At 68.0% G+C, this 22,887-nt stretch carries 11 protein-coding genes; 5 read left to right on the top strand and 6 right to left on the bottom strand.

The features are described 5' to 3' along the window. Positions 1-41 precede the first annotated feature (41 nt). Both ACI3KS_RS12135 and ACI3KS_RS12130 read right to left on the bottom strand, forming a co-directional pair. The gene (locus tag ACI3KS_RS12135; protein ID WP_404918615.1) at positions 42-5,144 is read right to left on the bottom strand and encodes an SdrD B-like domain-containing protein; all 5,103 of its coding nucleotides are present in this window, start codon (positions 5,142-5,144) and stop codon (positions 42-44) included. Between the two features lie 347 nt (positions 5,145-5,491). Continuing rightward, a complete protein-coding gene (locus ACI3KS_RS12130) occupies positions 5,492-7,930 on the bottom strand; it encodes an Ig-like domain-containing protein (protein ID WP_404918613.1) in 2,439 nt (812 codons plus the stop codon). Positions 7,931-8,458: 528 nt separating this feature from the next. Between ACI3KS_RS12130 and ACI3KS_RS12125 the strand changes: the two genes are divergently transcribed. Both ACI3KS_RS12125 and ACI3KS_RS12120 read left to right on the top strand, forming a co-directional pair. Continuing rightward, on the top strand, positions 8,459-13,702 hold the full coding sequence (locus ACI3KS_RS12125) for a VaFE repeat-containing surface-anchored protein (RefSeq protein WP_404918611.1): 5,244 nt from the start codon (positions 8,459-8,461) through the stop codon (positions 13,700-13,702). Between the two features lie 105 nt (positions 13,703-13,807). Continuing rightward, positions 13,808-16,351: a DEAD/DEAH box helicase gene (locus ACI3KS_RS12120; protein WP_404918609.1), complete on the top strand. Its 2,544-nt coding sequence runs from the start codon at positions 13,808-13,810 to the stop codon at positions 16,349-16,351. Between the two features lie 429 nt (positions 16,352-16,780). Here the strand turns inward: ACI3KS_RS12120 and ACI3KS_RS12115 are convergent, their stop codons facing one another. Genes ACI3KS_RS12115 through ACI3KS_RS12105 form a run of 3 tightly spaced genes read right to left on the bottom strand, consistent with a single transcriptional unit; the run spans position 16,781 to position 19,451 of the window. Further along, complete coding sequence (locus tag ACI3KS_RS12115) at positions 16,781-17,731, bottom strand: D-alanine--D-alanine ligase (RefSeq protein WP_404918607.1); 951 nt, start codon at positions 17,729-17,731, stop codon at positions 16,781-16,783. Then, entirely contained in the window at positions 17,728-18,855 is a 1,128-nt protein-coding gene (gene alr, locus ACI3KS_RS12110; RefSeq protein WP_404918605.1) for an alanine racemase, read from the bottom strand. Before alr ends, ACI3KS_RS12115 begins: the two co-directional genes overlap by 4 nt. Continuing rightward, positions 18,852-19,451 carry a M15 family metallopeptidase gene (locus ACI3KS_RS12105; protein WP_404918603.1) on the bottom strand — a complete coding sequence of 200 codons (600 nt, stop codon included), beginning with the start codon at positions 19,449-19,451 and terminating at the stop codon, positions 18,852-18,854. Before ACI3KS_RS12105 ends, alr begins: the two co-directional genes overlap by 4 nt. Before the next feature lie 88 nt (positions 19,452-19,539). Here ACI3KS_RS12105 and ACI3KS_RS12100 point away from each other — a divergent pair, with 88 nt between their 5' ends. Both ACI3KS_RS12100 and ACI3KS_RS12095 read left to right on the top strand, forming a co-directional pair. Beyond that, positions 19,540-20,208, top strand: a complete 669-nt coding sequence (locus ACI3KS_RS12100; RefSeq protein WP_404918601.1) for a response regulator transcription factor — start codon at positions 19,540-19,542, stop codon at positions 20,206-20,208. 7 nt (positions 20,209-20,215) lie between these two features. Further along, positions 20,216-21,289, top strand: coding sequence for a sensor histidine kinase (locus ACI3KS_RS12095; RefSeq protein ID WP_404918599.1), 1,074 nt, complete (start codon positions 20,216-20,218; stop codon positions 21,287-21,289). A gap of 402 nt (positions 21,290-21,691) precedes the next feature. On the opposite strand, the gene ACI3KS_RS12090 is transcribed toward ACI3KS_RS12095, so the two are convergent. Continuing rightward, a complete protein-coding gene (locus ACI3KS_RS12090) occupies positions 21,692-22,348 on the bottom strand; it encodes an FMN-dependent NADH-azoreductase (protein WP_404918597.1) in 657 nt (218 codons plus the stop codon). A 76-nt stretch (positions 22,349-22,424) separates the two neighbouring features. Between ACI3KS_RS12090 and ACI3KS_RS12085 the strand changes: the two genes are divergently transcribed. Further along, positions 22,425-22,763: a winged helix-turn-helix transcriptional regulator gene (locus ACI3KS_RS12085; protein ID WP_404918595.1), complete on the top strand. Its 339-nt coding sequence runs from the start codon at positions 22,425-22,427 to the stop codon at positions 22,761-22,763. Positions 22,764-22,887: the final 124 nt, after the last annotated feature.

The following is a 22,887-nucleotide window of genomic DNA, read 5'->3' as shown; positions in this document are numbered from 1 at the left end:
CGCGGGGATCCCCGCGACGGCCTCCGTGTGTGTCCGGAACGTCAGTCGATCGTCTCGTCGGCTCCGACCGTCGCCGCACGGCGACGGCGGATCAGCACGAGCGCCGCACCGGCGAGGAGCAGCAGCAGCGCTCCCCCACCGAGCGCCCACGGCACCGCACCACCCGTCACCGCGAGCGGCGGCTCGACCACCGGCGGAACCGGCGGCACCGGCGGCACGAAGCCCGCGTCGATCGTCGGCAGGTCGACCTCGCCCGGCAGAGCCGAGTTGTTCCCGGTCGCCGGCGTCGTGAACGTCACACGACCCGTCGTCTGGTCGGCATCCGAACCGGTGGCGTCGGTACCCGCACCCGTGATCGTCAGCGGGAACTCGACCCCGTTGATGACGACCTTCGTCGGGAACTCGATCGTGTACTCCGTCGACGGCTTCAGATCCGTGAACACGTAGAAGCCGGTGTCATCCGTCGTCGTCGTACCGACCAACACACCATCGGCGTCGTACAGCTTGACCTCGACACCCGAGATCGGCTTCTCGTCAGGATCCTGCACACCATCACGGTCCGCATCGATCCACACGTAGTCACCCACCGAGACCAGGATCTCGCTGTAGCCCGCGTCGATCGTGGGGTCATCGGCCTCGCCCGGCTCCGCCGAGTTCGAGCCGTCGACCGGCGTGGTGACCGGGGTGCGCCCCGTCGTCACATCGGGGTTCGAGTCCGAGCCGGAGTCGTCTCCGACACCGGGGGTGGTGAGGCGGTACTCCTCGCCGTCGATCGTGACCTGCGTCGGGAACTCCACGATGAAGTCCGTCGAGTTGGGCAGGTCGGTGAAGACGTAGTAGCCGTTCTCGTCGGTGGTCGTGGTCGCGATGACCGTCTCACCATCCGCCGCATACAGAGTCACCGTGACGCCCGAGACGGGGACCTCGTCCTCGTCCTGGATGCCGTCGTGATCCTGGTCGAGCCAGACGTAGTCGCCGATCGAGACGAGGATCACCTGATATCCCGCGTCGATCGTCGGGTCGTCGGCCTGACCGGGCTCGCCCGAGTTCTCACCGTTCAGCGGAGTCGTGACCGGAGCGATACCGGTGTCGACCTCCGGGTTGGAGTCGACCGCCGAGGAGTCGCTCTGGTTCGGCGGGGTGAGCTGATAGCGCACTCCGTCGACCGTCACAACGGTCGGGAAGACGACGCTGTAGTCGGTGTTCGGGTCGAGATCCGTGAACGAGTAGAACCCGTTCTCGTCGGTCGTCGTGGTCGCGATCTCCGTGCCCTCGGCGTCGAGCAGGGTGACGGTGATGCCGGTGACCGGCTGCTCGCCCTCGTCCTGCACGCCATCGCGGTCGGCGTCGAGCCAGACGTAGTCGCCGATCGATACCGGCGGCAGGATGTAGCCCGCGTCGATCGTCGGGTCGTCGGCCTCGCCCGGCTCGGTCGAGTTGTCGCCCGTCGGCGGCGTGGTGATCGACACGCGTCCCGTGGTCGGGTTCGCGTCGGAGTCGGCCGCGTCGTCGTCGCCCTGGTTCGGGTCAGTGAGCGGATAGTCCGTTCCGTTGATCGTGACCGTGGTCGGGAACTCGATGATGAAGTCCGTCGAGACGGGCAGGTCGGCGAAGACGTAGTAGCCGTTCTCGTCGGTGGTCGTGGTCGCGATGACCGTTTCACCGTCAGCCGCGTACAGGGTCACCGTCACACCCGGAACGGGGAGCTCGTCCTCGTCCTGGATGCCGTCCTTGTCGGCGTCGATCCACACGTAGTCGCCGACCGAGACCGGAGCGGTCACGTAACCCGCGTCGATCGTGGGGTCGTCGGCCTCGCCCGGCTCGCCCGAGTTGTCTCCGCTGACCGGCGTCGTCACCGGGGCACGCCCTGTGTCGACGGCCGGGTTGGAGTCGGATGCCGTGTCATCGCCCTGCACGGGCGTGGTGAGGATGTAGCGGATGCCGTCGACCGTGACCGTCGTCGGGAACTCGACGATGTAGTCGACACCCGGTGCCAGGTCGGTGAAGGCGTAGTAGCCGTTCTCATCCGTGGTCGTGGTGGCGATCACGGTCGTGCCGTCGGGCGAGAGCAGACGCACAGTCGCGTCCGGGACCGGGCTCTCGCCCTCGTCCTGCACGCCGTCGCGGTCGGCGTCGAGCCACACGTAGTCGCCGATCGATACCGGCGGCAGGATGTAGCCCGCGTCGATCGTCGGGTCGTCAGCCTCGCCCGGCTCCGCCGAGTTCTGACCGGTCGCCGGCGTCGTGATCTCCACACGTCCGGTGATCACGTTCGCGTCGGAATCGGCTGCGTCGTCGTCGCCCTGGTTCGGGTCGGTCAACGGGTAGTCGATGCCGTCCACGGGGACCGTGGTCGGGAACTCGATGATGAAGTCCGTCGAGACGGGCAGGTCGGCGAAGACGTAGTAGCCGTTCTCGTCGGTGGTCGTGGTCGCGATGACCGTTTCACCGTCAGCCGCGTACAGGGTCACCGTCACACCCGGAACGGGGAGCTCGTCCTCGTCCTGGATGCCGTCCTTGTCGGCGTCGATCCACACGTAGTCGCCGACCGAGACGATCGGGACGTATCCGGCATCGATCGTGGGGTCGTCCGCGTCACCGGGGGTGCCGAGGTTGTCACCAGTCGCCGGGGTGCGCACGGGCGCGTTGCCCGTGTCGACGGCGGGGTTCGAGTCCGTCGTCGAGTCGCCGCGCGTCGGGTCCGTGAGGCGGTAGGCGTTACCGTCGACGGTCACCGTGGTCGGGAAGACGACGGTGTAGTCGCTCGAGGCCCTCAGATCCGTGAACGAGTAGTAGCCGTTCGCATCGGTCGTGGTCGTCGCGACCTCGTTGCCGGCGGCGTCGAGCAGACGCACCGTGACGTTCGGGACGACCGGCTCACCGGCATCCTGCTGTCCGTCGTTGTCGAGATCGAGCCAGACGTAGTCACCGATCGAGACCGGCTCCGGCACGAAGCCGAAGTCGATGGAGTGATCGTTGCGGGATGCCGCAGGCGAGGTGATGTTCGCCACCACAGTCGGGACACCATCGACGTCGACCGTCGCACCGTTGTTGTCGATGCCGCGGTTGGCGCCAGTGGCGGTCGAGGTGACCTCGACGCCGGCGAGCGGGCCGCCGGGCGCGAAGTCGGCCGGACGGTCGAGACGGATCTGATAGTTCGTGGCCGGCAGCAGGCCGTCGTTCGTGTCGAACCAGTACTCGCCGTTCTCGTCGGTCTCGGTCGTCGCGATCAGGTTGCCCGCGGTGTCGTACAGCGACACCTGGACGCCCGCGACGGCCGGCTCGTTCGGATCCTGCATGCCGTCTTCATCGGTGTCGAGCCAGATCCGGTTACCGATCTGCTGGGTGGCGTCGAGAACGAGTGCCTCCATGTCGGCGAGGCCCTGGGCCTTCGAGAAGTCGCTGGTCACGAAGGCGTTGGCGGTGCCGGTGCTGCTCGCGGCCAGGTTGCCGTTCGCGGGGTTGAACGCACGGAGGCCGTTGGTCCAGAGGCCCGTCGCATCCATCTGGTTCGCCACGATGCGGTCGGTGCCGGGCACGTGGACGAATCCGCCGAACGCAGCCTCGTTATGGAAGCCGCCGAAGTCGTCGAAGTCGCCGTTGCGCGGGTATGTCGCGGGCTGTCCGGTGCGGCAGGTGAAGTCGAGCGTCGACCCGTTGATGCAGGCCGCGGTGACGTCGCCCGTGGCGATATACGCAGAGTATGCGGCGTTCCCGTTGGCACGAGTGCCGTAATAGAGCAGAGTGCTGTACTGGTCGCCACCACGGTCGCGGAATGCGAGCAGCAACCCACCGGTTTCTGTGAATGCGATGTCGGCGAGCATCGGCTGCGGAACCGTGAACTGACCGGCGAGGCCCAGACCTGCCGGGTTCACCGGCGTGGAGTACGCGGCATTGTTGATGCAGTCCTGAGCGACGGTGTCGCTCCAGGGCAGCCAGTCGGCGTCGCGACAGGTCGCCGAGACGGCGAGGTTCGGCGAAGGCACACCTGCACGCCCGGGGGTCACCGTGGGGTCACCGGTCCAGGTGACGCCGGTCGGCGTGAGGATGCCGGCAGCCGAGAGCGTGTACTCGATGACGCTGGTCGCCGAGGTCGCACCGCAGACGGCGCCGATGTAGATCTTCCCGTCATTCTCGGCGAGCGCCATCGGAGCCCAGTCAGCGGCGCAGGTGCCGACGATATCGACCTGCTCGGTCTGCGTGGGTGCGGGGTTCACCGCATCCTGCACGGGGTACACGACCACCGAGTCGGTCCTCATGTTGATCGCGAGCAGGAACGCACCGTCTTCGGTGACCTCGACGTCGCCGAGTGACTCGCGGCCCACCGCCGTGCGGAACTCGTAGTCCTGGGTCTCGTGTCCCGCAGCGTTGATGCTTTCCATGTCGTGCTCGGTGGTGCCTGCGGCAGCCACAGTCGCATAGATCTCGGTCGCCCCGGTGAACGCGTCGATCCGATAGATCGCTCCCGAACCTCCCGGTCCATATGCGGACCCGCGCTTCGCGTAGGCGCCGGCGTAGATCTTCTGCTTCTCCTGGTCGAGACCGATGCCGTACACGGACCCCGTGGTGCCCTGAGCAGTGACGCCGGAGACGTTCTCATTCAGGCGATAGGGAACCTTGTAGATCTCTTTCGTCTCTCCGTCAGGCCAGATGCTGTCGGGCTGGATCGCGGAGAAGATCGTGGCGTTCGAGGGGCCGAGAGTAGCGACCTCGAGATAGCCGACGGAGAGGGCGACGTCGGCACCGTTCGAGACGTCGACGAACGAGGTGGCCGGCGCGTAGTCGGGCTCGGCGTGCCCGTCGAGGACGCGCCCCTCGGTGTAGGTACCGGTGTTCGGGTTGGTCACCTCGATGCGGTACTGGCCGCCGACGAGGGTGTTCCCCGCCGCGTCACCCGCGAGCACGATCTGCCCGGAGGCGTTCGTGTTCCGCGTGAACGTGTGGTTGTCCGAGTCGGTGAACCGCACGGTCACGTTGTTGAGCGGTGTGTCGGCCGCATCACGCGTGCTGTTCGCATTGACGTCGTTCATGACGTAGATGGATATGGTCCCGTCACCGACCGCGGCCTGAGCCGCTGGCGCCGCGACGATCGAGAGAGCGGCGGCTGTCGCCAGCGCGGCCGCTCCTGCGAGGGTCTTCTTCACGATACTTTCTCCCCCGCGCACGCTCCCCAGCGTGCACGCCTTCTCCGATGAGTGATGGACCCCAGAAGACAGCTCCCCGCGGTCATTTTTACGTGTCGGGTCGATGACATGCCGAGATGGCGGCATATTGACCCCTTTCGGGGGTCAGGGAACTCACAGGTTCGTCACGGGTGGCTCTCAGGCTGGTTTTCGGGCTGACGACCAGCTCCGGGCCAGGCATCCGCGTCGCCGCAGGCGTCCGTTCGAGTTCTGCCCGATCCATCCGCCGGCATCCGTTGGCCGGATCCACGAAAAGGAGCGGACGGAGGTCCGAAGACCCCCGCCCGCTCTCTATCTCTTGCTGCGCGTCAGGCGCGGCGGCGACGCGTGAAGAACGCGAACGCGGCGCCGAGCAGGAGCACGGCGATCGAGCCGACCGCGAGACCCGTCAGGTTCTCGCCACCAGTGGTCGCGAGCGATCCGGTGCCGGAGCCGTTCGCGCTGCCGTTGGCCGCGCTCGTCGCCGAAGCGCTGCTCGTGCCGTTGGCCGAGGCGGAGGCGTTGCTGCCGGCGGTGCCGCCGTCAGCATCGGCGTCCGCATCCGTCGCGCAGGCGGCGGTCGTGAACTCGACAGGCTCGCTGTCGACCTCGCCGAGCGTCTGGGTGACGGTGTAGGTGGTGCCGCACTCGAGACCGGTGACGGTCCAGGTGCCGTCCTCGCCGACCTCGGAGGTGCCGATGACGTTGTCATCCTCGTCACGCACGGTGACGACGCCACCGACGACGCCGGTACCGATGACCGCGTTCTCGTCGACCTCGGTCACGACCGGAGCCGCCGGAACGAACGCCGTGTCCTCGTCGATGCTGGAGTACTGCGAGGTGTAGCCCCCAGCGTCGACCGTCTGCACGCGGACGAATCCGTCGGTGTGCGATGTGGGGATCGACACGCGCTGGCCGGCGGTGACGCCGGTGATCTCGCCGAGGTACTCCTCAGCGTTGTCCGCTGCCGTCCAGTAGACGTGCAGGGTCACCGGGCCGACGGCGGCGTTGTTGCCGATCAGCGGAGCGGGCTGCGCAGCCGTGAACGTCGCGTTCGCACCGTCGTAGCGGACCTCTTCGGCGCGGAACGTCTGCACCGTGTTGTTGCTCGCCGAGTTCCACACGTTCCAGAAGAGCCAGTAGCCGCCCTCCTCGGTCTCGACGTCAGCGCTGCCCTTGGTGTTCACACCGAGGGTGTTGCCGGTGACGAGGAGCTTGCCCGTCGCGTTGTTCACGATCGGCGCCTCCGAGAGGGGGAACGTACCGAAGCCGTCGATCGCGTTGTTCAGGATGCTCCAGCCGATCTCGGACTCTGCGTTCGCGGCGCTCGCGGAGTTGTAGATCGCCCAGTGGTTGGTGACGTTCGCCGGCAGCGTGTCGTCGGTGAGATCCTGGGTCAGCGTGTTGTTGCGCACGAAGTTGCCAGCACCCGCGGCGTCGATCCGGATCGCGGAGCGGGAGACGTCCGCGTAGACGTTCTCGAGCGTGTTGTCGGCGATCACGACGTCGTCGGCGCTCGATCCCTGAACGCGGATGCCGTCGAGCGCCCATACGTTGTCGAAGGTGTTGCCGGTGACATCGACGTTCTTGGTGACGTCACCCAGCTGGAGTGCGGCCCACGCCCCGTCACGAACGTTCGAGAAGGTGTTGCCGGCGAAGACCGCGTCGGTCAGCGTGCCGTTGAAGACGACGGAGCCCGCGTACGAGACCGTGTTGTCCGAGAACGTCAGACCGGTCCAGTCGGCGGTGTTGCCGCCGATGGTGCGCGAGATGTAAGCATCCGCGTTGCCACCGAAGGTGTTGCCCGTGAAGGTCGTGTTCGTCAGCGTCTGACCGCCGCCGAGGAAGAAGACGCCGTTCTGGTTGGGCGACTGGATCGTCGAGTCCGTGACGCTGAGGCCGGTGATGGTCACGTCGGGGTTGAAGTAGAAGCCCTGCGTCGGCGACGTCTCGGCGGGGTTGCCGATGATGCTGTCTGCGACAGAGAAGTTCGTGATGGTCGAGCCATCCTCGAAGATCACGTGGCCCCAGTTCTCGACGCCTCGGCTCTCGAGCCCCGTGATCGTCGTGTCGGCCACCGTGGCGCCGTTGTCGACCACGATACTGCCCCAGTACGGGCTGAAGACCGAGACGTCGGTCAGCGTGGTGTCGGTCGCCCCTTCAAGAAGGAGAACGCCCACTTCCTGCGTCCAGCTCTCCGTGTCCTTCAGCTCGACGTTGGTGACGGTGACGTTCTCGCCGCCGATCGCGATGCCGGACTCGGCCGCGCGCAGGTTGGCGAGGTTGCTCAGCGACACGTTGTCGGACTTGACGTAGATGCCGGCCGCGAACGAGCCATCGATGTCGGTGATGCCATCGAGGTTCGTGAAGTCGACAGACACGGGCACGGTCGAGTCGATGAGGAACCGCGCGCCGAGCGTGCTGTTCTGGGATGCAGGCCCGGTGAAGTCGGTGGTCTGCATGCTGTTGACGGCGCCGCCGGTGAGCGAGAGCTCACCGGTTCCGGCGAGAGCAGCATCGAAGACCACGCGCACGCCGTCGGCGTTCGTGGAGGCGTTCGCCGTCTCGAGTGCCGCGCGGAACGAACCGGCGCCGCTCAGGTTCAGGTTCGTGACGGTGATGACGTCCTCGGCTGCGCTGGCAGCCGTGACGGGCAGCAGCACGCCGGCGAGGAGCGTGGTCGCTCCGACGGTCAGGGCGGCGGAGCGGCGGAAGGCCAGCCCCGTCTTCTCACGCAGCGATGATGCTGCGCGCGATCGGTTACTCAATGTTTTCCCTCTCCTCAGTGTTCGTCGGGCACGCGCTCCGCGCGATCACCTGGTCGATCAGAAGAGGTCGTGGGGACGAGCTCTTCCGACGCGGTGCCGGTCGCGCCCTGGGGAGCGACGACAGACGATGACACGGCGGAGGGCATGCACCGCGACCGAGTCAAACAGCGAGTGGTACATCGGCACGACAGGATGCCGGGATATGACCCCTATCGGGGGTCAGGTGCCGTCATCGAGCGTCACAGACGTGTCGAGACCGTCACGGGGCGGCCTCTCGGCGCACGCAACGAGCGGTCCGCGGGCCAGGCAGTTGGTAACGAATCACCCCAGGGACTGGCGCGGGAACGATATATCACGCGAGACTGAGTTCCGTTATGCGATCGACATACGTTTGACCCCTGACGGGGGTGGGAGGGTTCCCCTGTCATACGTCGATCCCGAAAACTACCTTCGTATGCCCTTTCCGGCGTACAGGGGTGACTTTCGTCGAGGCCGTTCAGACCGCGCTTCGACAGTCAGGGGAGAAAAATGAAGATGTCCGGAGGCGCGCTGCGTCAAGAATCGCGAGCGCGGAAGTGGGCTGCGGTTCTCGCCGCGCTGGCCGTCAGCCTCGTCACGGTGGGGATCGTGCCGATCGCTGTGCAGTCTGCGGCGGCAGACGTGCCGCCGACGCCCATCACGGCACCGTTCGATGCGCCGCTGTGTGAGAACACGACCGGGAATCCGGTGGTCGATGCCGACGGCGGCCCTGTGACGAACCTGCTCAGCGTGTTCGGACAGCGCCTGACGAACTACAACAACGGCGACCCCGTCATTCTCTACAACAACAGCGGCCGCAGCGGATGGACCTCCAGCGGCAGCCAGTACGCGGCCAACCCGATCTGTGTGACCCGCTACGTCGATGAGATCGGCGGGCCGGTATCCGCGTGGACCTACTGCACGTTCGACCGCGCGTCGGTGTGCTCGTGGACCAACGCGAACGGCGAGCTCGAGCGACAGGGAACCGTTCTGCCGCCGGTGACCGAGGTCCCGACTGATCCGCGGCTCACGGACGACCAGAAGGCCCTTCAGGCATTCATCATCCAGAACGATCTGCCTGTCGTCGCCGGCCCCACCGGCAGCGGGGGCACGGTTGCCGTGGACACGGTCGCCAACAACGACTCTCCGGCCCAGCGCTCGCTCCGTCAGGATCTCGTCCATTGCATCGACAACCCGACCCGGACGAGCGGTCTCGTTTTCTGTGAGAGCAACATGAGCGCCGAGACGCAGGCCCAGATCCTCGCGAAGATCAACGCGACCCCCGCCACACAGCTCGGGGCGACGAGCCCGTCCGCAACCCTTCTGCCCGGCGAGACCGGTGAGATCGAGCTGACCACGACGATCACGACTCCGCTGACGCTCACGATTACCGGCGGCACGCTCACGGTGTGCGCTGGCGAACCCGCCACGCTCGCGGGTGACACTCTTGTCGTCGACGCCGACGCGACCCTGCCCGCCACCATCAGCCTGTGTGCCACGCGCGCGGATGCCGGAACCGTCTCGGTCTCGGTCAGCGGACTGCCGCCCGTCACGACGAACGCCGCCTACTTCCAGAGCAGCCGCTTCGAAGGCGACACGCTCTGCCAGATCTTCGCGGTCTACTCCGACGAGCAGCCCGAGGCCGTGACCACGTCCGGTTCCGTCGTCTTCGCCGAGGACGAGGTCGTCCCGACCATCGCCACCTCGCTGGTCGACGAACTCGACGGCGACAAGTATGTCGCGCAGGCCGGCGGCACCGTGATCGACACGATCTCGTACGACGGTCTGCAGCCGAACACGCAGTACACCGTCTCCGGCGAGCTGTACGACCAGGCCGACGGCACCGCCACCGGCATCACGGGCTCGACCACCTTCACCTCGTCCGCGACGGGCACCGGCACGGTCGACGTGGAGTTCACGATCGACGCGGCGCACGCGGGTCAGACGCTCGTCGCCTTCGAGGTCCTGACGCTCGGCGGCGCCCAAGTCGCCTCGCATGAGGACATCGACGATGCCGCCCAGACGATCTACGTCTCGGACATCGGCACGACCCTCGTGGACCAGGCCGACGGTGACAAGAACGTCTCCACGCTCGGCGGAATCGTCGTCGACACGATCGCGTACACGAACCTCGTGCCGAACACCGCCTACACCGTGAGCGGAGAGCTCTACGACAAGACCGACGGGACCGCGACGGGCATCACCGGCACCGCGAGCTTCACGTCGTCGGCCACCGGCTCCGGCACCGTCGACGTCTCGTTCCTGATCGACGACCAGTGGGCCGGCCGCACGCTCGTCGCTTTCGAGACCGTGTCGCGGAACGGCGTCGAGGTGGCGTCCCACGAGGACATCGACGACGCCGCGCAGACCGTGGCGCTCGATGACGCGCCGGCGATCGGCACCCTCGCACTCACGGACAACGCCGATGACGACAAGGTGCTTCCGCTGACCGGCGGGACGATCACCGACACCGTGTCGTACACGAATCTGCCGATCGGCGAGTGCGTCGACACCGGTGCAGGACTCGAGTGCCTCGAGCAGTACTACGTCACCGGCGAACTGATGTTCGTCGACGACGGAGGCACCGTCACCCCGACGGGCATCACCGCGACCACCGAGCCGGACTACTTCCAGGTGACGAACGCGAGCGAGCGCAACGGGACGGTGGACGTGACCTTCACGGTGACCGCCGCCCAGGCGCAGCAGTATTCGGGTGGATCGCTCGTCGTCTACGAGCAGTTGTCGCGCTGGTACTACGGCTTCGGGTTCCCGGTGGTGCAGGACGTCGCCGCGCACGAGGATGCCGAGGATGCCGACCAGACGGTCGCCGTCGAGGCACGCGTCCCGCTGATCGGCACGACACTCGCGGATGAGCTGGACGGCGACAAGTACATCGTCCAGTCCGGTGGCACCGTCATCGACACCGTCGCCTACGAGGGGCTCGTGCCGAACACCGAGTACACGGTGACCGGTGAGCTGCACGACCAGGTGACGGGAGCTGCCACGGGCATCACGGGGTCTGCGACGTTCACGTCGTCGGCCACGGGCACCGGCACCGTCGAGGTCGAGTTCACCATCACCGACGAGTGGGCCGGCCGCATCCTCACCGCGTTCGAGGTGCTCACCCTGGGCGACGACGTCGTGGCCACCCACGAGGACATCACGGATGCTGCACAGACGGTCTACGTGGCCGACCTCGGAACCACGCTGCTGGACGCGGCGGACGGCGACAAGAACGTGGCATCCGCCGGCGGCACCGTCATCGACACCGTCACGTACACGAACCTGAAGCCGAACTCGTCGTACATCGTCAGCGGTGAGCTCTACGACAAGGCCGACGGCACCGCGACCGGCATCACCGGCACCACGACGTTCACGTCGTCGGCCACCGGGAACGGCACGGTCGAGGTCGAGTTCACGATCGACGGCGACTGGGCAGGCGCCACGCTCGTCGCCTTCGAGACGGTGAGCGAGGGCGACCTGATCGTCGCCGTCCACGAGGACATCAACGACGGTGCGCAGACGGTCACGGTGGGCAACGCCCCGTTGATCGGCACGACGCTCGCGGACGACCTGGACGGCGACAAGTACATCGTCCAGACCGGCGGCACCGTCATCGACACCGTCGCATACGAGAACCTCGAGCCGAACACCGAGTACACGGTGAGCGGTGAGCTGCACGACCAGGAGACGGGTGAGGCGACCGGCATCACCGGATCGACGGCCTTCACCTCGTCGGCCACGGGCACCGGCACGGTCGAGGTCGAGTTCACGATCACCGACGAGTGGGCGGGCCACACCCTGACCGCCTTCGAGGTGCTCACGCTCGGTGAGACCACGGTCGCCACGCACGAGGACATCAACGACGCCGCGCAGACGGTCTACGTCGCCGACCTCGGCACCACGCTGGTCGACCGGGCGGACGGCGACAAGAACGTGGCATCCGCCGGCGGCACCGTCGTCGACACCGTCGCGTACACCAACCTGGCACCCAACACGTCGTACACCGTCAGCGGTGAGCTCTACGACAAGGCCACGGGCGAAGCGACCGGCATCACCGGGACCGCGCAGTTCACCTCGTCGAACTCCGGAAACGGCACGGTCGAGGTCACGTTCGTGATCAACGGGGACTGGGCGGGCTCGACGCTGGTCGCGTTCGAGGTGCTCACGCAGGGCGACGTCGAGGTGGCTTCGCACGAGGACATCAACGACACGGCGCAGACCGTGTTCGTCGGCAACGCCCCGCGCATCGGCACGACGCTCGCGGACGAGCTGGACGGCGACAAGTACATCGTCCAGAACGGCGGCACGGTCATCGACACCGTCGCGTACGTGAACCTCGAGCCGAACACCGAGTACACCGTCACCGGTGAACTGTGGGACCGCGAGACGGGCGAGGCGACCGGCATCACCGGCTCGACGACGTTCACGTCGTCGGCCAGCGGCACCGGCGAGGTCGAGGTCGAGTTCACGATCACCGACGAGTGGGCAGGCCACACCCTGACGGCTTTCGAGGTCCTCACCCTGGGTGATGACGTCGTCGCGACCCACGAGGACATCAACGACGACGCGCAGACCGTGTACATCGCCGACCTCGGCACCACGCTGGTCGACGACGCGGACGGCGACAAGAACGTGGCATCCGCCGGAGGCACGGTCGTCGACACCGTCGCCTACGAGAACCTCGCCCCGAACACCGAGTACACGGTGAGCGGAGAGCTGTTCGACAAGGCGACGGGGGAGCCGACCGGGATCACCGGCTCCGCGACGTTCACGTCGTCGGCCACGGGCGCCGGGACGGTCGAGGTCGAGTTCGTCATCGACGGCGAATGGGCCGGCCGCACGCTCGTCGCGTTCGAGACCGTCACGCAGGGCGAACGGGTGATCGCCGTGCACGAGGACATCAACGACACGGCACAGACCGTGTTCGTCGGCAACGCCCCGCGCATCGGCACGACGCTTGCGGACGAGCTGGACGGCGATAAGTACATCGTCCAGAACGGCGGCACGGTCATCGACACCGTCGCCTACGAGAACCTCGAGCCCGACACCGAGTACACGGTGACCGGTGAGCTGCACGACCAGCAGACAGGCGAGGCGACCGGCATCACCGGTTCGGCGACCTTCACGTCGTCGGCCACGGGCACCGGTTCCGTCGAGGTCGTCTTCGACATCCCGGCGGGCTGGGCAGGTCACACGCTGACCGCGTTCGAGGTCCTCACCCTGGGTGATGACGTCGTCGCGACCCACGAGGACATCACCGATGCCGCACAGACGGTCTACGTCGCGGACATCGGCACCACCCTGGTGGATCGTGCCGACGGCGACAAGAACGTCGCGGCATCCGGTGGAGTCGTCATCGACACGGTCGCCTACACCCACCTGGCGCCGAACACGGAGTACACCGTCAGCGGTGAGCTCTACGACAAGGCCACCGGCACGGCGACAGGCATCACGGGTTCCACGACGTTCACGTCGAGCACCACGGGATCCGGCTCGGTCGACGTCGGCTTCGTGATCAACGAGAACTGGGCCGGGCACACGCTCGTCGCGTTCGAGGTGATCATGCACTCCGAGCTCGAGGTCGCCGCGCACGAGGACATCGACGACGCGGCACAGACCGTGACCGTCGATCGTCCCGGCCTCGCCGTCACCGGTCTCGGGGCAGAGTGGGTCTGGTTCGCGGGTGCGGGAACCGCGGCGCTTGTCGCCGGTGCCGCTCTGCTGCTGATCCGCCGTCGCCAGAACGCGTAGCCTCAGGCATGCAGAGCGCCGCCCCCTCCAGATGTCGGAGGGGGCGGCGCTCTGTTCGCCAGGCATCCGCTCTGCTGGCCTCGACATATAGGGGATGATCGAAGAGTGCTGCTCGAACCCTCCGTCCTCCCCCGCGACGCCGATGCGGATGCCGTCTACCTGGCGTTCGTGGAATGGGCGGAGTCGACCGGCATCAGCCTCTACCCCGCCCAGGATGAGGCCGTCATCGAGATCGTCTCCGGCAACAACCTGATCCTGTCGACGCCCACCGGCACGGGGAAGTCCCTCGTCGCCGTCGGTGCGCACTTCGCCGCGATGGTGGAGGGCCGCCGCAGCTATTACACGGCTCCGATCAAGGCGCTGGTGAGCGAGAAGTTCTTCGCCCTCGTCGACATCTTCGGGGCCGCCAACGTGGGCATGATCACCGGCGACTCCTCGGTGAACGCCGAGGCCCCGATCATCTGCTGCACCGCAGAGATCCTCGCGAACCTCGCGCTGCGCAAGGGAGCGGATGCCGAGGTCGGCCAGGTCGTGATGGACGAGTTCCACTTCTACGCCGACCCCGACCGCGGGTGGGCCTGGCAGGTGCCGCTGCTCGAGCTTCCGCAGGCCCAGTTCATCCTCATGTCGGCGACGCTCGGCGATGTCACTGAACTCGCCGCCGACCTCACCCGCCGCAACGGCCGTGCCACGGCATCCGTCACGGGCGTCGAACGACCCGTGCCCCTGCACTTCTTCTATGAGACGACGCCGATCCACGAGACGATCGAAGACCTGCTGAACACCGGTCAGGCGCCGATCTACGTCGTGCACTTCTCGCAGGCTGCGGCGATGGAACGGGCGCAGGCACTGTCGAGCACCAAGGTCGCCACACGCGAGCAGCGCGATCAGATCGCGGAGCTGATCGGCGGATTCCGGTTCACGACCGCATTCGGCAAGACGCTGTCGCGGTTCCTGCGGGCGGGCATCGGCGTGCATCACGCAGGTATGTTGCCGAAGTACCGCAGACTCGTCGAGCAGCTGGCGCAGCGCGGGCTGCTGCGGGTCATCTGCGGCACCGACACGCTCGGCGTGGGCATCAACGTACCGATCCGCACAGTGCTGCTCACCGCGCTGACGAAGTTCGATGGCACGCGGATGCGGCAGCTGAACGCGCGCGAGTTCCACCAGATCGCGGGTCGTGCCGGCCGCGCCGGATACGACACCGCGGGCACGGTCGTGGCCCAGGCACCCGAGCACGAGACCGAGAACATCGCCGCGATCAAGAAGGCCGGCGATGACCCGAAGAAGAAGCGCAAGATCATCCGCAAGAAGGCGCCGGACGGGTTCGTGTCATGGGGCGAGCCCTCGTTCCGCAAGCTGATCGACGCGCAGCCAGAGACACTCACCTCGCACATGCAGATCACGAGCGCGATGATGCTGAACGTGATCGCGCGCGGTGGCGACGTGTTCGGCAATATGCGCCGGCTCGTCTTCGACAACCACGAACCGCGCCGGCGTCAGCGGGAGCTCGCGCTGCGCGCGATCGGCATCTACCGCACGCTGCTCGAGTCCGGTGTGGTCGAGCAGGTCTCGGTCGTTGAGCGAGGGAGCGGAGCGACCGAGCCGAAACGCGTGGAGATCCGCCTCACGGTCGACCTGCAGCCGAACTTCGCCCTCAACCAGCCGCTCTCGCCCTTCGCCCTCGCAGCCTTCGAACTGCTCGATCCCGACCCCTCGGCGGGCACGGGGACCGGTCAGTACGCCCTCGACATGGTCTCGATCGTCGAGTCGACGCTCGACGATCCGCGCGCGATCCTCGGGCAACAGGAGTTCCAGGCCCGCGGCGAGGCCGTCGCCGCGATGAAGCGCGAGGGCATCGAGTACGACGAGCGCATGGAACTGCTCGAGGAGATCACGTACCCGAAGCCGCTCGACGAGCTGCTGAGCGCGGCGTTCGAGACGTACAGCGCGGCACAGCCGTGGATCCGCGACTTCGAGCTGCACCCGAAGTCGGTCGTGCGAGACATGTACGAGCGAGCCATGTCGTTCGGGGAATACGTCGCGTTCTACAAGATCGCCCGGTCCGAGGGCGTCGTGCTGCGCTACCTGTCGGATGCCTACCGCGCGGCCTCCCAGACGATCCCCGAAGAGCTGAAGACCGAGGACCTCCGCGATCTCATCGAGTGGCTCGGCGAGCTCGTCCGTCAGGTCGACTCGAGCCTGCTCGACGAGTGGGAGGAACTCGTGAGCGGGGTGCTGCAGGACCCGGACGACGAGCCGATCGTGCCACCCGCGCCGAAGCGCCTCACCTCGAACGTGCGAGCGTTCCGCATCCTCGTGCGCAACGAGCTGTTCCGACGGGTGCAGCTCGCCGCACGCGAGGACGTCGCCGCACTGGCCGACCTCGATACGTCCTTCGGCGAGCAGGCCTGGTCGGATGCTCTGGACGCGTACTTCGACGAGCATGACGAGATCCTCACCGGGGCGGATGCTCGCAGCTCGGCGCTGCTGATGATCACGGAGGGTGCCGAGACCTGGACCGTGCGACAGATCATCGACGACCCGGCAGGAGACCACGACTGGGGCATCTCGGCGACCGTCGACCTCGCGGCATCCGATGTCGAGGGAGCCGCCGTCGTGACGGTGACCGCAGTCGACCGCCTTTAGGCCGTCGCGTCCCGGCACGCTTCCTCTCGTCGCTCCGGCACCGGTCCCCGTTCCTGCCCGCCACCACTTCGGGGGCCGACACGCCAGCGGCCGGCCGCGAAGCCCGAAAGCGTCCGACGAGTGGCGTGTCGGCCCCCGAAGTGAAGCAGCAGCGTCGGCGCCCGGTCCCGGACACCGCTCGCTGGCCCGACACCGGTCGCTGCCCTGGGCCCGGCCCCTGGTCTCGGCCTCTGCCCTGGGCCCGGCCCCTGGTCTCGGCCTCTGTCCCAGTCCCTGGCCGCTGCTCCGCGCCCTCCCACCTCGGGGGCCGACACGCCAGCGGCCGGCCGTGAAGCCCGAAAGCGTCCGACGAGTGGCGTGTCGGCCCCCGAAGTGAAGCAGCACAAGCAGCCGCGGCGCCAGCGGTAACCGCGGCGCCGGCGGCGCCCGTCACGCGCCTTGCGCGAGCGCCGCGCGCACGAGCCTGTCCACGAGTTCCTCGTAGCCGACGCCCGCGGCCGCGAACATCCGCGGCACCTGAGAGGCCGCGGTCAGCCCGGGCATCGTGTTGACCTCGTTGAGCACCGGCCCTTCGTCTGTCAGGAAGAAGTCCATGCGCGCGACCCCGGCGCAGCCGAGCGCGTCGAACATCGCGAGGGCCGCGCGGGTCAGCATCCGCTCCTCCCGCTCCTCCAACGCCGCGGGCACCGTGAAGCGCGCCGATCCGTCGTACTTCATCGCGGTGTCGAAGAGCCCTGCCGCGTGGATCTCGAGAGGCGGCGCCGCCCACCGCACGCCCCCGGCCTCGCAGATCACGGCGACGTCGATCTCGCGCCCGCGGACCACCTCCTCGATGAGCACGTGATCGTCGAACGCCACCGCAGTGCGCAGCGCCTCCGGAAGGTCTTCGGCGCGCTGCACGAGGGACACGCCGTAGCTCGACCCCGCCGACACCGGCTTCACCACGACGGGCGCCTCGAACTCGATGTCGCCGATGTCGGATGCCGCGACGACGAACCCGTGAGCGGTGCGAAGCCCCGCCGCCTCCGCCACGAGCTTGGTCGCATGCTTGTCCATGCCGATCGCACCGGCGCGCGCAGGAGAACCGACGACGGGAATGCCGATGAGCGCGCACAGCGCCGCGAGCGCTCCGTCCTCCCCGTGCTGTCCATGCACCGCGGGGAATACGACCTCGGCCCACCCCAGCAGCGGCAGTGCCGCCGTCAGCGACGACACCGGATCCCCGCCAGCCCCGGCATCCCACACACCCTCCCGTGAGATCGTCACCGCGCGGACCTCGTGCCCCCCGGCACGCAACGCGTCGGCGACGGCGGATGCCGAGGCCAGCGAGACCTCGTGCTCGGAGTTCTGCCCTCCTCCGATGACCACGACCCGGGTCATGCGACGCTCCGTCGCACACGCGGGCCGATCCCGGTCACGATCGTGTGCGGGATCGTCCCCGCCCATCGCGCCCAGTCCTGCGCACTGGGGACCTCCCCGCCATCGGGTCCGAAGATGGTCGCGATCGTGCCGTGGGGCACGACTCGGTCACCTGTGTCGACGACGATCTGATCCATCGACACACGGCCGACGATCGGATGCCGTCGCCCACCGATCTCCACGCCCGCCTCACTCGACAGTTCTCTCGGGATGCCGTCGGCGTAGCCGACGCCGATCACGCTGAGATTCGTCGCATGCCGCGTCACGTATGCGCCCGCATATCCGACGGCGGCACCGGCGTTCACCCGGGTGGAGTGCACGACCGCGGCCGTCCAGCGAGACGCACCGTGCAGCGACGTCGTTCCCGACGGGTCGATCCCGACGAGTCCCGCGCCGATGCGCACCATGTCGAAGTGCGTGGCCGGGTCGTGCAGCGCACCGGCCGTGGCCGCGAGATGCACGATCACCGGACCGAGCCCGGCGCGCAGAGCCATGTCGCGCACGTGGCGCATGCGTGTCACGGCTGCGGCGTTCGCGGCGGGATCGGCCTCGTCCGCGCGAGGCAGGTGCCCCATGATGCCGACGACCTCGACCCGGTCGCGAGCGTCGCGCGCGGTCCGCAGCAGCTCCGGCCACTCGTCGATCGAACATCCGCCGCGCGACATTCCCGTATCAGCATGCAGATGCACCCGCACGGGTGCCCACGCGTCCGAGACGAGGCGGCGCAGCTCGTCGACCGAGCCGACCCCGATGTCTACCCGGTCCATGGCGACCTGCACGGCGTCGACTCCGGCCGGGTTGAGCCAGGCGAGGATCGGTACATCGATGCTCGCGGCGCGCAGCTCGGTGGCGTCCGCGGCATCCGTCACGCCCAGCCACGTGGCACCTGCGTCGACCGCCGCCCGAGCGACAGCGACGGCGCCGTGCCCGTATCCGTCGGCCTTCACGACAGCCATGATGTGTGAGGCCGTCGCGGAGCGGATCGCCACCACGTTGGCCGTCACGGCATCCGGAATCGTCTGCAGGGTAGGCGCGGGCATCCGCGAGAGCCCGGCGGGGAGCGCAGCGGGGAGCACGGCGGTCATCGCTGCGTCCTCGGGTCGGCGGTGGGATCGGAGTACATGACGGGGCATCCGTTCGCGATCGCCGACGGGCGCAGCTCGAAGTGCCACGGCTCGTTCTCGTAGATCTGGCACAGGCCGAACTCGACGCCGCGACCGGCCAGCCAGTCCTGCGCATCCATCGGGCCGAGATCCACGGCATCGCCCGACACGTGCTCGGAGTTCTCGGGCGTCGCGACCCAGCGCGCCGCTTCCTCGGCTGATCCGTAGGTGCGCACGGCGTCGGCGCGCAGCGCCTCCTGATAGGCGGCGGATCGCCATCCGCTGTTCACATGGATCCGCACGCCCTCGGCGTCGGCAGCGGTGGCGGCCGCGCGCACGGCCGCGAGCAGATCGGGGTCGAGGTTCGTCACGGCGGGGGTGTCGTCGAAGACCGAGACCCGGTCCTCCTCGCGGATCATCCCGTCGGCGACTCCGATCGTCGCGAGCGAGGGAGCGGATGCCTGAGCCTGCGCCTGCTGCGAGATCACGATGGCCGAGCCGGCGACGACGGCAGCGAGAGCGGCGACGCCGATCGCGGTGACCAGGCGGCGTCTCGGGACGGTACTGCGTGTGTTCATGGTCCACAGTCAACGCAGGCGGCTGTTGCGAGGTCGTATGCCCTTTTCCATATGTTCCCGATATGTGCCGCCGCGTAGGCTCTCAGCCATGCGCGTGCTGATCGTCGAGGACGAGCCCTATCTCGCCGAAGCCGTCCGCGATGGGCTCCGGCTCGAGGCGATCGCCGCCGACATCGCGGGTGACGGCGACACCGCCCTCGAGCTGCTCTCGGTCAACGCCTATGACATCGCGGTGCTCGATCGCGACATCCCCGGACCGTCCGGCGACGACGTGGCGCGATCGATCGTCGCCTCGGGCAGCGGCATCCCGATCCTCATGCTCACGGCGGCCGACCGCCTCGATGACAAGGCGTCGGGGTTCGAGATCGGCGCCGACGACTACCTCACCAAGCCGTTCGAACTGCGGGAGCTCGTGCTGCGGCTGCGGGCCCTCGACCGGCGCCGACAGCACGCCCGCCCGCCGGTGCTCGAGATCGCGGGGCTGCGGCTCGATCCGTTTCGCCGGGAGGTGTTCCGCGACGGCCGCTACGTCGCCCTCACCCGTAAGCAGTTCGCCGTGCTCGAGGTGCTGATCGGCGCCGCAGGCGGCGTGGTCAGCGCCGAGGAACTGCTCGAGCGGGCCTGGGACGAGAACGCCGATCCGTTCACGAACGCGGTGCGCATCACCGTCTCGTCGTTGCGCAAGCGGCTGGGCGAACCGGGCCTGATCATGACGGTGCCCGGTGTCGGCTACCGGATCGGGGCGGACGATGCGTAGAAGAGGCATGACGGCCCGCATGAAGCTCACGCTGAGCTATGCGGGCATCGTCGTGGTCTCCGGCATCCTGCTCCTCGCCGCCGTCGCGCTGTTCCTGCTGCGGTACGTGCCCGATGTGCCGATCGTCGCCGACATCTTCGTGCCGAACCGCTCGGACCTGCTGCGCGCGTTCATCCCGGTCGCGTTCGCCGTGATGTTCGTGCTGCTCATCGTCGGCTGGGCGGGCGGCTGGTGGCTGGCAGGACGGATGCTCGAACCGCTCGACCGCATCGGCTACGCCGCACAGCTCGCCGCGCAGGGGTCGCTGTCGCACCGGGTCGCGCTCGAAGGCAAGCGCGACGAGTTCCGCGACCTCGCCGATGTGTTCGACTCGATGCTCGAGCAGCTCGAGGCGAACATGGCCGAGCAGCAGCGCTTCGCCGCGAACGCCTCGCACGAGCTGCGCACGCCGCTCGCGATCTCGCAGGCGATGCTCGAGGTCGCGCGGGCGGACCCGGATCGCGATGTCGATGCGCTGATCGACCGCCTGCAGGAGGTCAACACCCGGGCGATCGAGCTCACCGAGGCGCTGCTGCTGCTGAGCCGAGCAGATCGACGTGCGTTCACGCGGGAGTCCGTGGATCTGTCGCTGCTCGCAGAGGAGGCGGTGGAGGTGCTGCTCCCGCTGGCCGATCGGCGCGGAGTGGTGCTCGATGTGGGTGGGGACGAGGCCCCTGCGGTCGGCAATCCCGCGCTGCTGCAGCAGCTGATCACCAACCTCGTGCACAACGCGATCGTGCACAACCTGCCGGCGGGCGGAGCCGTGACCGTACGAACGCATGCGCAGCCGCAGGCGCTGGCCTTGGTGGTGGAGAACACGGGAGGTGTGCTTTCGCCGGGGCTCGTCGCCACGCTCGCGGAGCCGTTCCAACGCGGGACCGAGCGTTCGCGCGACGAGGATCACGCGGGCGTCGGCCTGGGTCTCGCGATCGCCCGACGCATCGCCCAGGCGCACGACGGGACACTGGTGCTGACGGCCCGGCCCGAGGGCGGGTTGAACGTCACCGTGTGGCTGCCGCATCCGGTGGTCGTGGCGCACTGAAGGGCAGGTCGTTGAGCGGCGGCATCCAGCCCGGTCGCTGAGCGGGCTTCGTCTCGTCGCGACGCTCCTCGCTCAGGAACCGCGAGACGAAAAGGCCTCTCTCCCCGTCCCTGAGCGGGCGAAGCGAGACGAAGGGCCGCGAATGGTCGCTCTGTGGGCGCGATGTTCACTGTGCGGGCGCGAACGAGCCGGATGCTGCCGACAAACCCGCATCCGCGCCTGCAAAGCGACCTTCAGTGCCACGTCCCCCGCAGGCTCCCGACAGATGTCCGTCAGGAATACGAATGTCAGTCCAGATCCCCCACCCAGAATCCACCGACATCCGTATTCTCGACCGACATCAGCACCGCAGCCCACCGCTGTCGGGCCGCCCCCCGCCGCCCCGACAGCGCCCCGAACGGCTCAGGCCGCGTTCTCGCCCCGGAGTGCGGCGAGTTCACGACCGTAGGTGCGAGCATCCGTCTCGGCGTTCTCCTTGAGCTCACGCGCGGTGTCGGTGAACGCATCGAGCGCCGGGTTCACGCCGACCAGCGTGAACGGACGCTCGACGACACGCAGGTCGAGGCCCCAGACGTCCTCGAGCACGCGGCGCAGCCAGCCGGTGGAGTGGTCCCAGCCCTCCTTGGGCGTACCGGGCGCGTAGTTGCCGCCGAGCACGGTGACGAGCGTCGCGGGCTTGCCGCGCAGCGCGGTTCCCTGCGGGTCGATGCGCGGGTCGGTGTAGGCGAGGTCGAACCAGGTCTTGAAGTGCTGCGAGACGCCGTAGTTGTACAGCGGCACCGCGAACAGCAGCGCGTCGGCGCCGATCAGCTCGTCGGCGAACGTGGTCGCGAGAGCACGGGCCTCGTTCTGCGCAGGAGTGCGCTGCGCCTCGTCGACGAAACCACCGGTCACGGCATCCGCCCATGCCGTCGCGGGGACGGGGTCGGCGGCCAGATCACGGCGGGTGACCGCGGAATCGGGGTGGGATGCCGTCCACTCGGCCTCGACGAGGTCGGCGAGCGAGCGGCTGGCGCTCGTCGCGGGAAGGATGCTGGCGTCCAGGCGGAACAGGGACATGACTTTACCTCTCATTTTCGTAGTCGCTCTGTTTTTCTTAGCGACATTGGTTAACGTAGCACGGTAGACTGTGGGCATGGCCGAGGTCGACGAAGAGAGTCACGTCTGCGACGCGGCGATCACTCTGGCCTTCAGCGTGCTCGGAAAGCGCTGGAACGGCATGATCGTCTCGTCGCTCGGCGGCGGCCCGTCGACGTTCGTGGCCCTGCGTCGCGGGGTCTCCGGGATCAGCGACACCGTGCTGTCCGACCGGCTCGCGGAACTGGCGGATGCCGGACTCGTCGCGCGCACCGTCGACGCCGGGCCGCCCGTCACGGTGTCGTACGCGCTCACCTCGAGCGGCGAAGGCCTGCTGCCGATCCTCGACCAGCTGGGGCAATGGGCCTCGACGAACCTCGAGGTCCGCGCAAGGTAGGCGCGGGCGCCTGCTTCTCCCCCACCACTTCGGGGGCCGACACGCCAGAACGCGGCCGCCACCGGCAACCGCGTCCGCCACGTGGCGTGTCGGCCCCCGAAGTGAGGCAGGCACGGCACGCGCA

Source organism: Microbacterium sp. ZW T5_45 (assembly GCF_044987415.1).
Lineage (GTDB): Bacteria > Actinomycetota > Actinomycetes > Actinomycetales > Microbacteriaceae > Microbacterium.
Note: the sequence above shows the minus strand (reverse complement) of the source record. Positions and strands in the feature narration are given on the sequence as shown.

What these genes read in the sequence shown, in the direction of transcription:
- ACI3KS_RS12125 (WP_404918611.1), top strand. Translation starts at nt 8,459, where the DNA reads ATGAAGATGTCCGGAGGCGCGCTGCGTCAAGAATCGCGAGCGCGGAAG.
- alr (WP_404918605.1), bottom strand. Translation starts at nt 18,855, where the DNA reads ATGACCGCCGTGCTCCCCGCTGCGCTCCCCGCCGGGCTCTCGCGGATG.
- ACI3KS_RS12085 (WP_404918595.1), top strand. Translation starts at nt 22,425, where the DNA reads ATGGCCGAGGTCGACGAAGAGAGTCACGTCTGCGACGCGGCGATCACT.
- ACI3KS_RS12090 (WP_404918597.1), bottom strand. Translation starts at nt 22,348, where the DNA reads ATGTCCCTGTTCCGCCTGGACGCCAGCATCCTTCCCGCGACGAGCGCC.
- ACI3KS_RS12115 (WP_404918607.1), bottom strand. Translation starts at nt 17,731, where the DNA reads ATGACCCGGGTCGTGGTCATCGGAGGAGGGCAGAACTCCGAGCACGAG.
- ACI3KS_RS12105 (WP_404918603.1), bottom strand. Translation starts at nt 19,451, where the DNA reads ATGAACACACGCAGTACCGTCCCGAGACGCCGCCTGGTCACCGCGATC.
- ACI3KS_RS12095 (WP_404918599.1), top strand. Translation starts at nt 20,216, where the DNA reads ATGACGGCCCGCATGAAGCTCACGCTGAGCTATGCGGGCATCGTCGTG.
- ACI3KS_RS12100 (WP_404918601.1), top strand. Translation starts at nt 19,540, where the DNA reads ATGCGCGTGCTGATCGTCGAGGACGAGCCCTATCTCGCCGAAGCCGTC.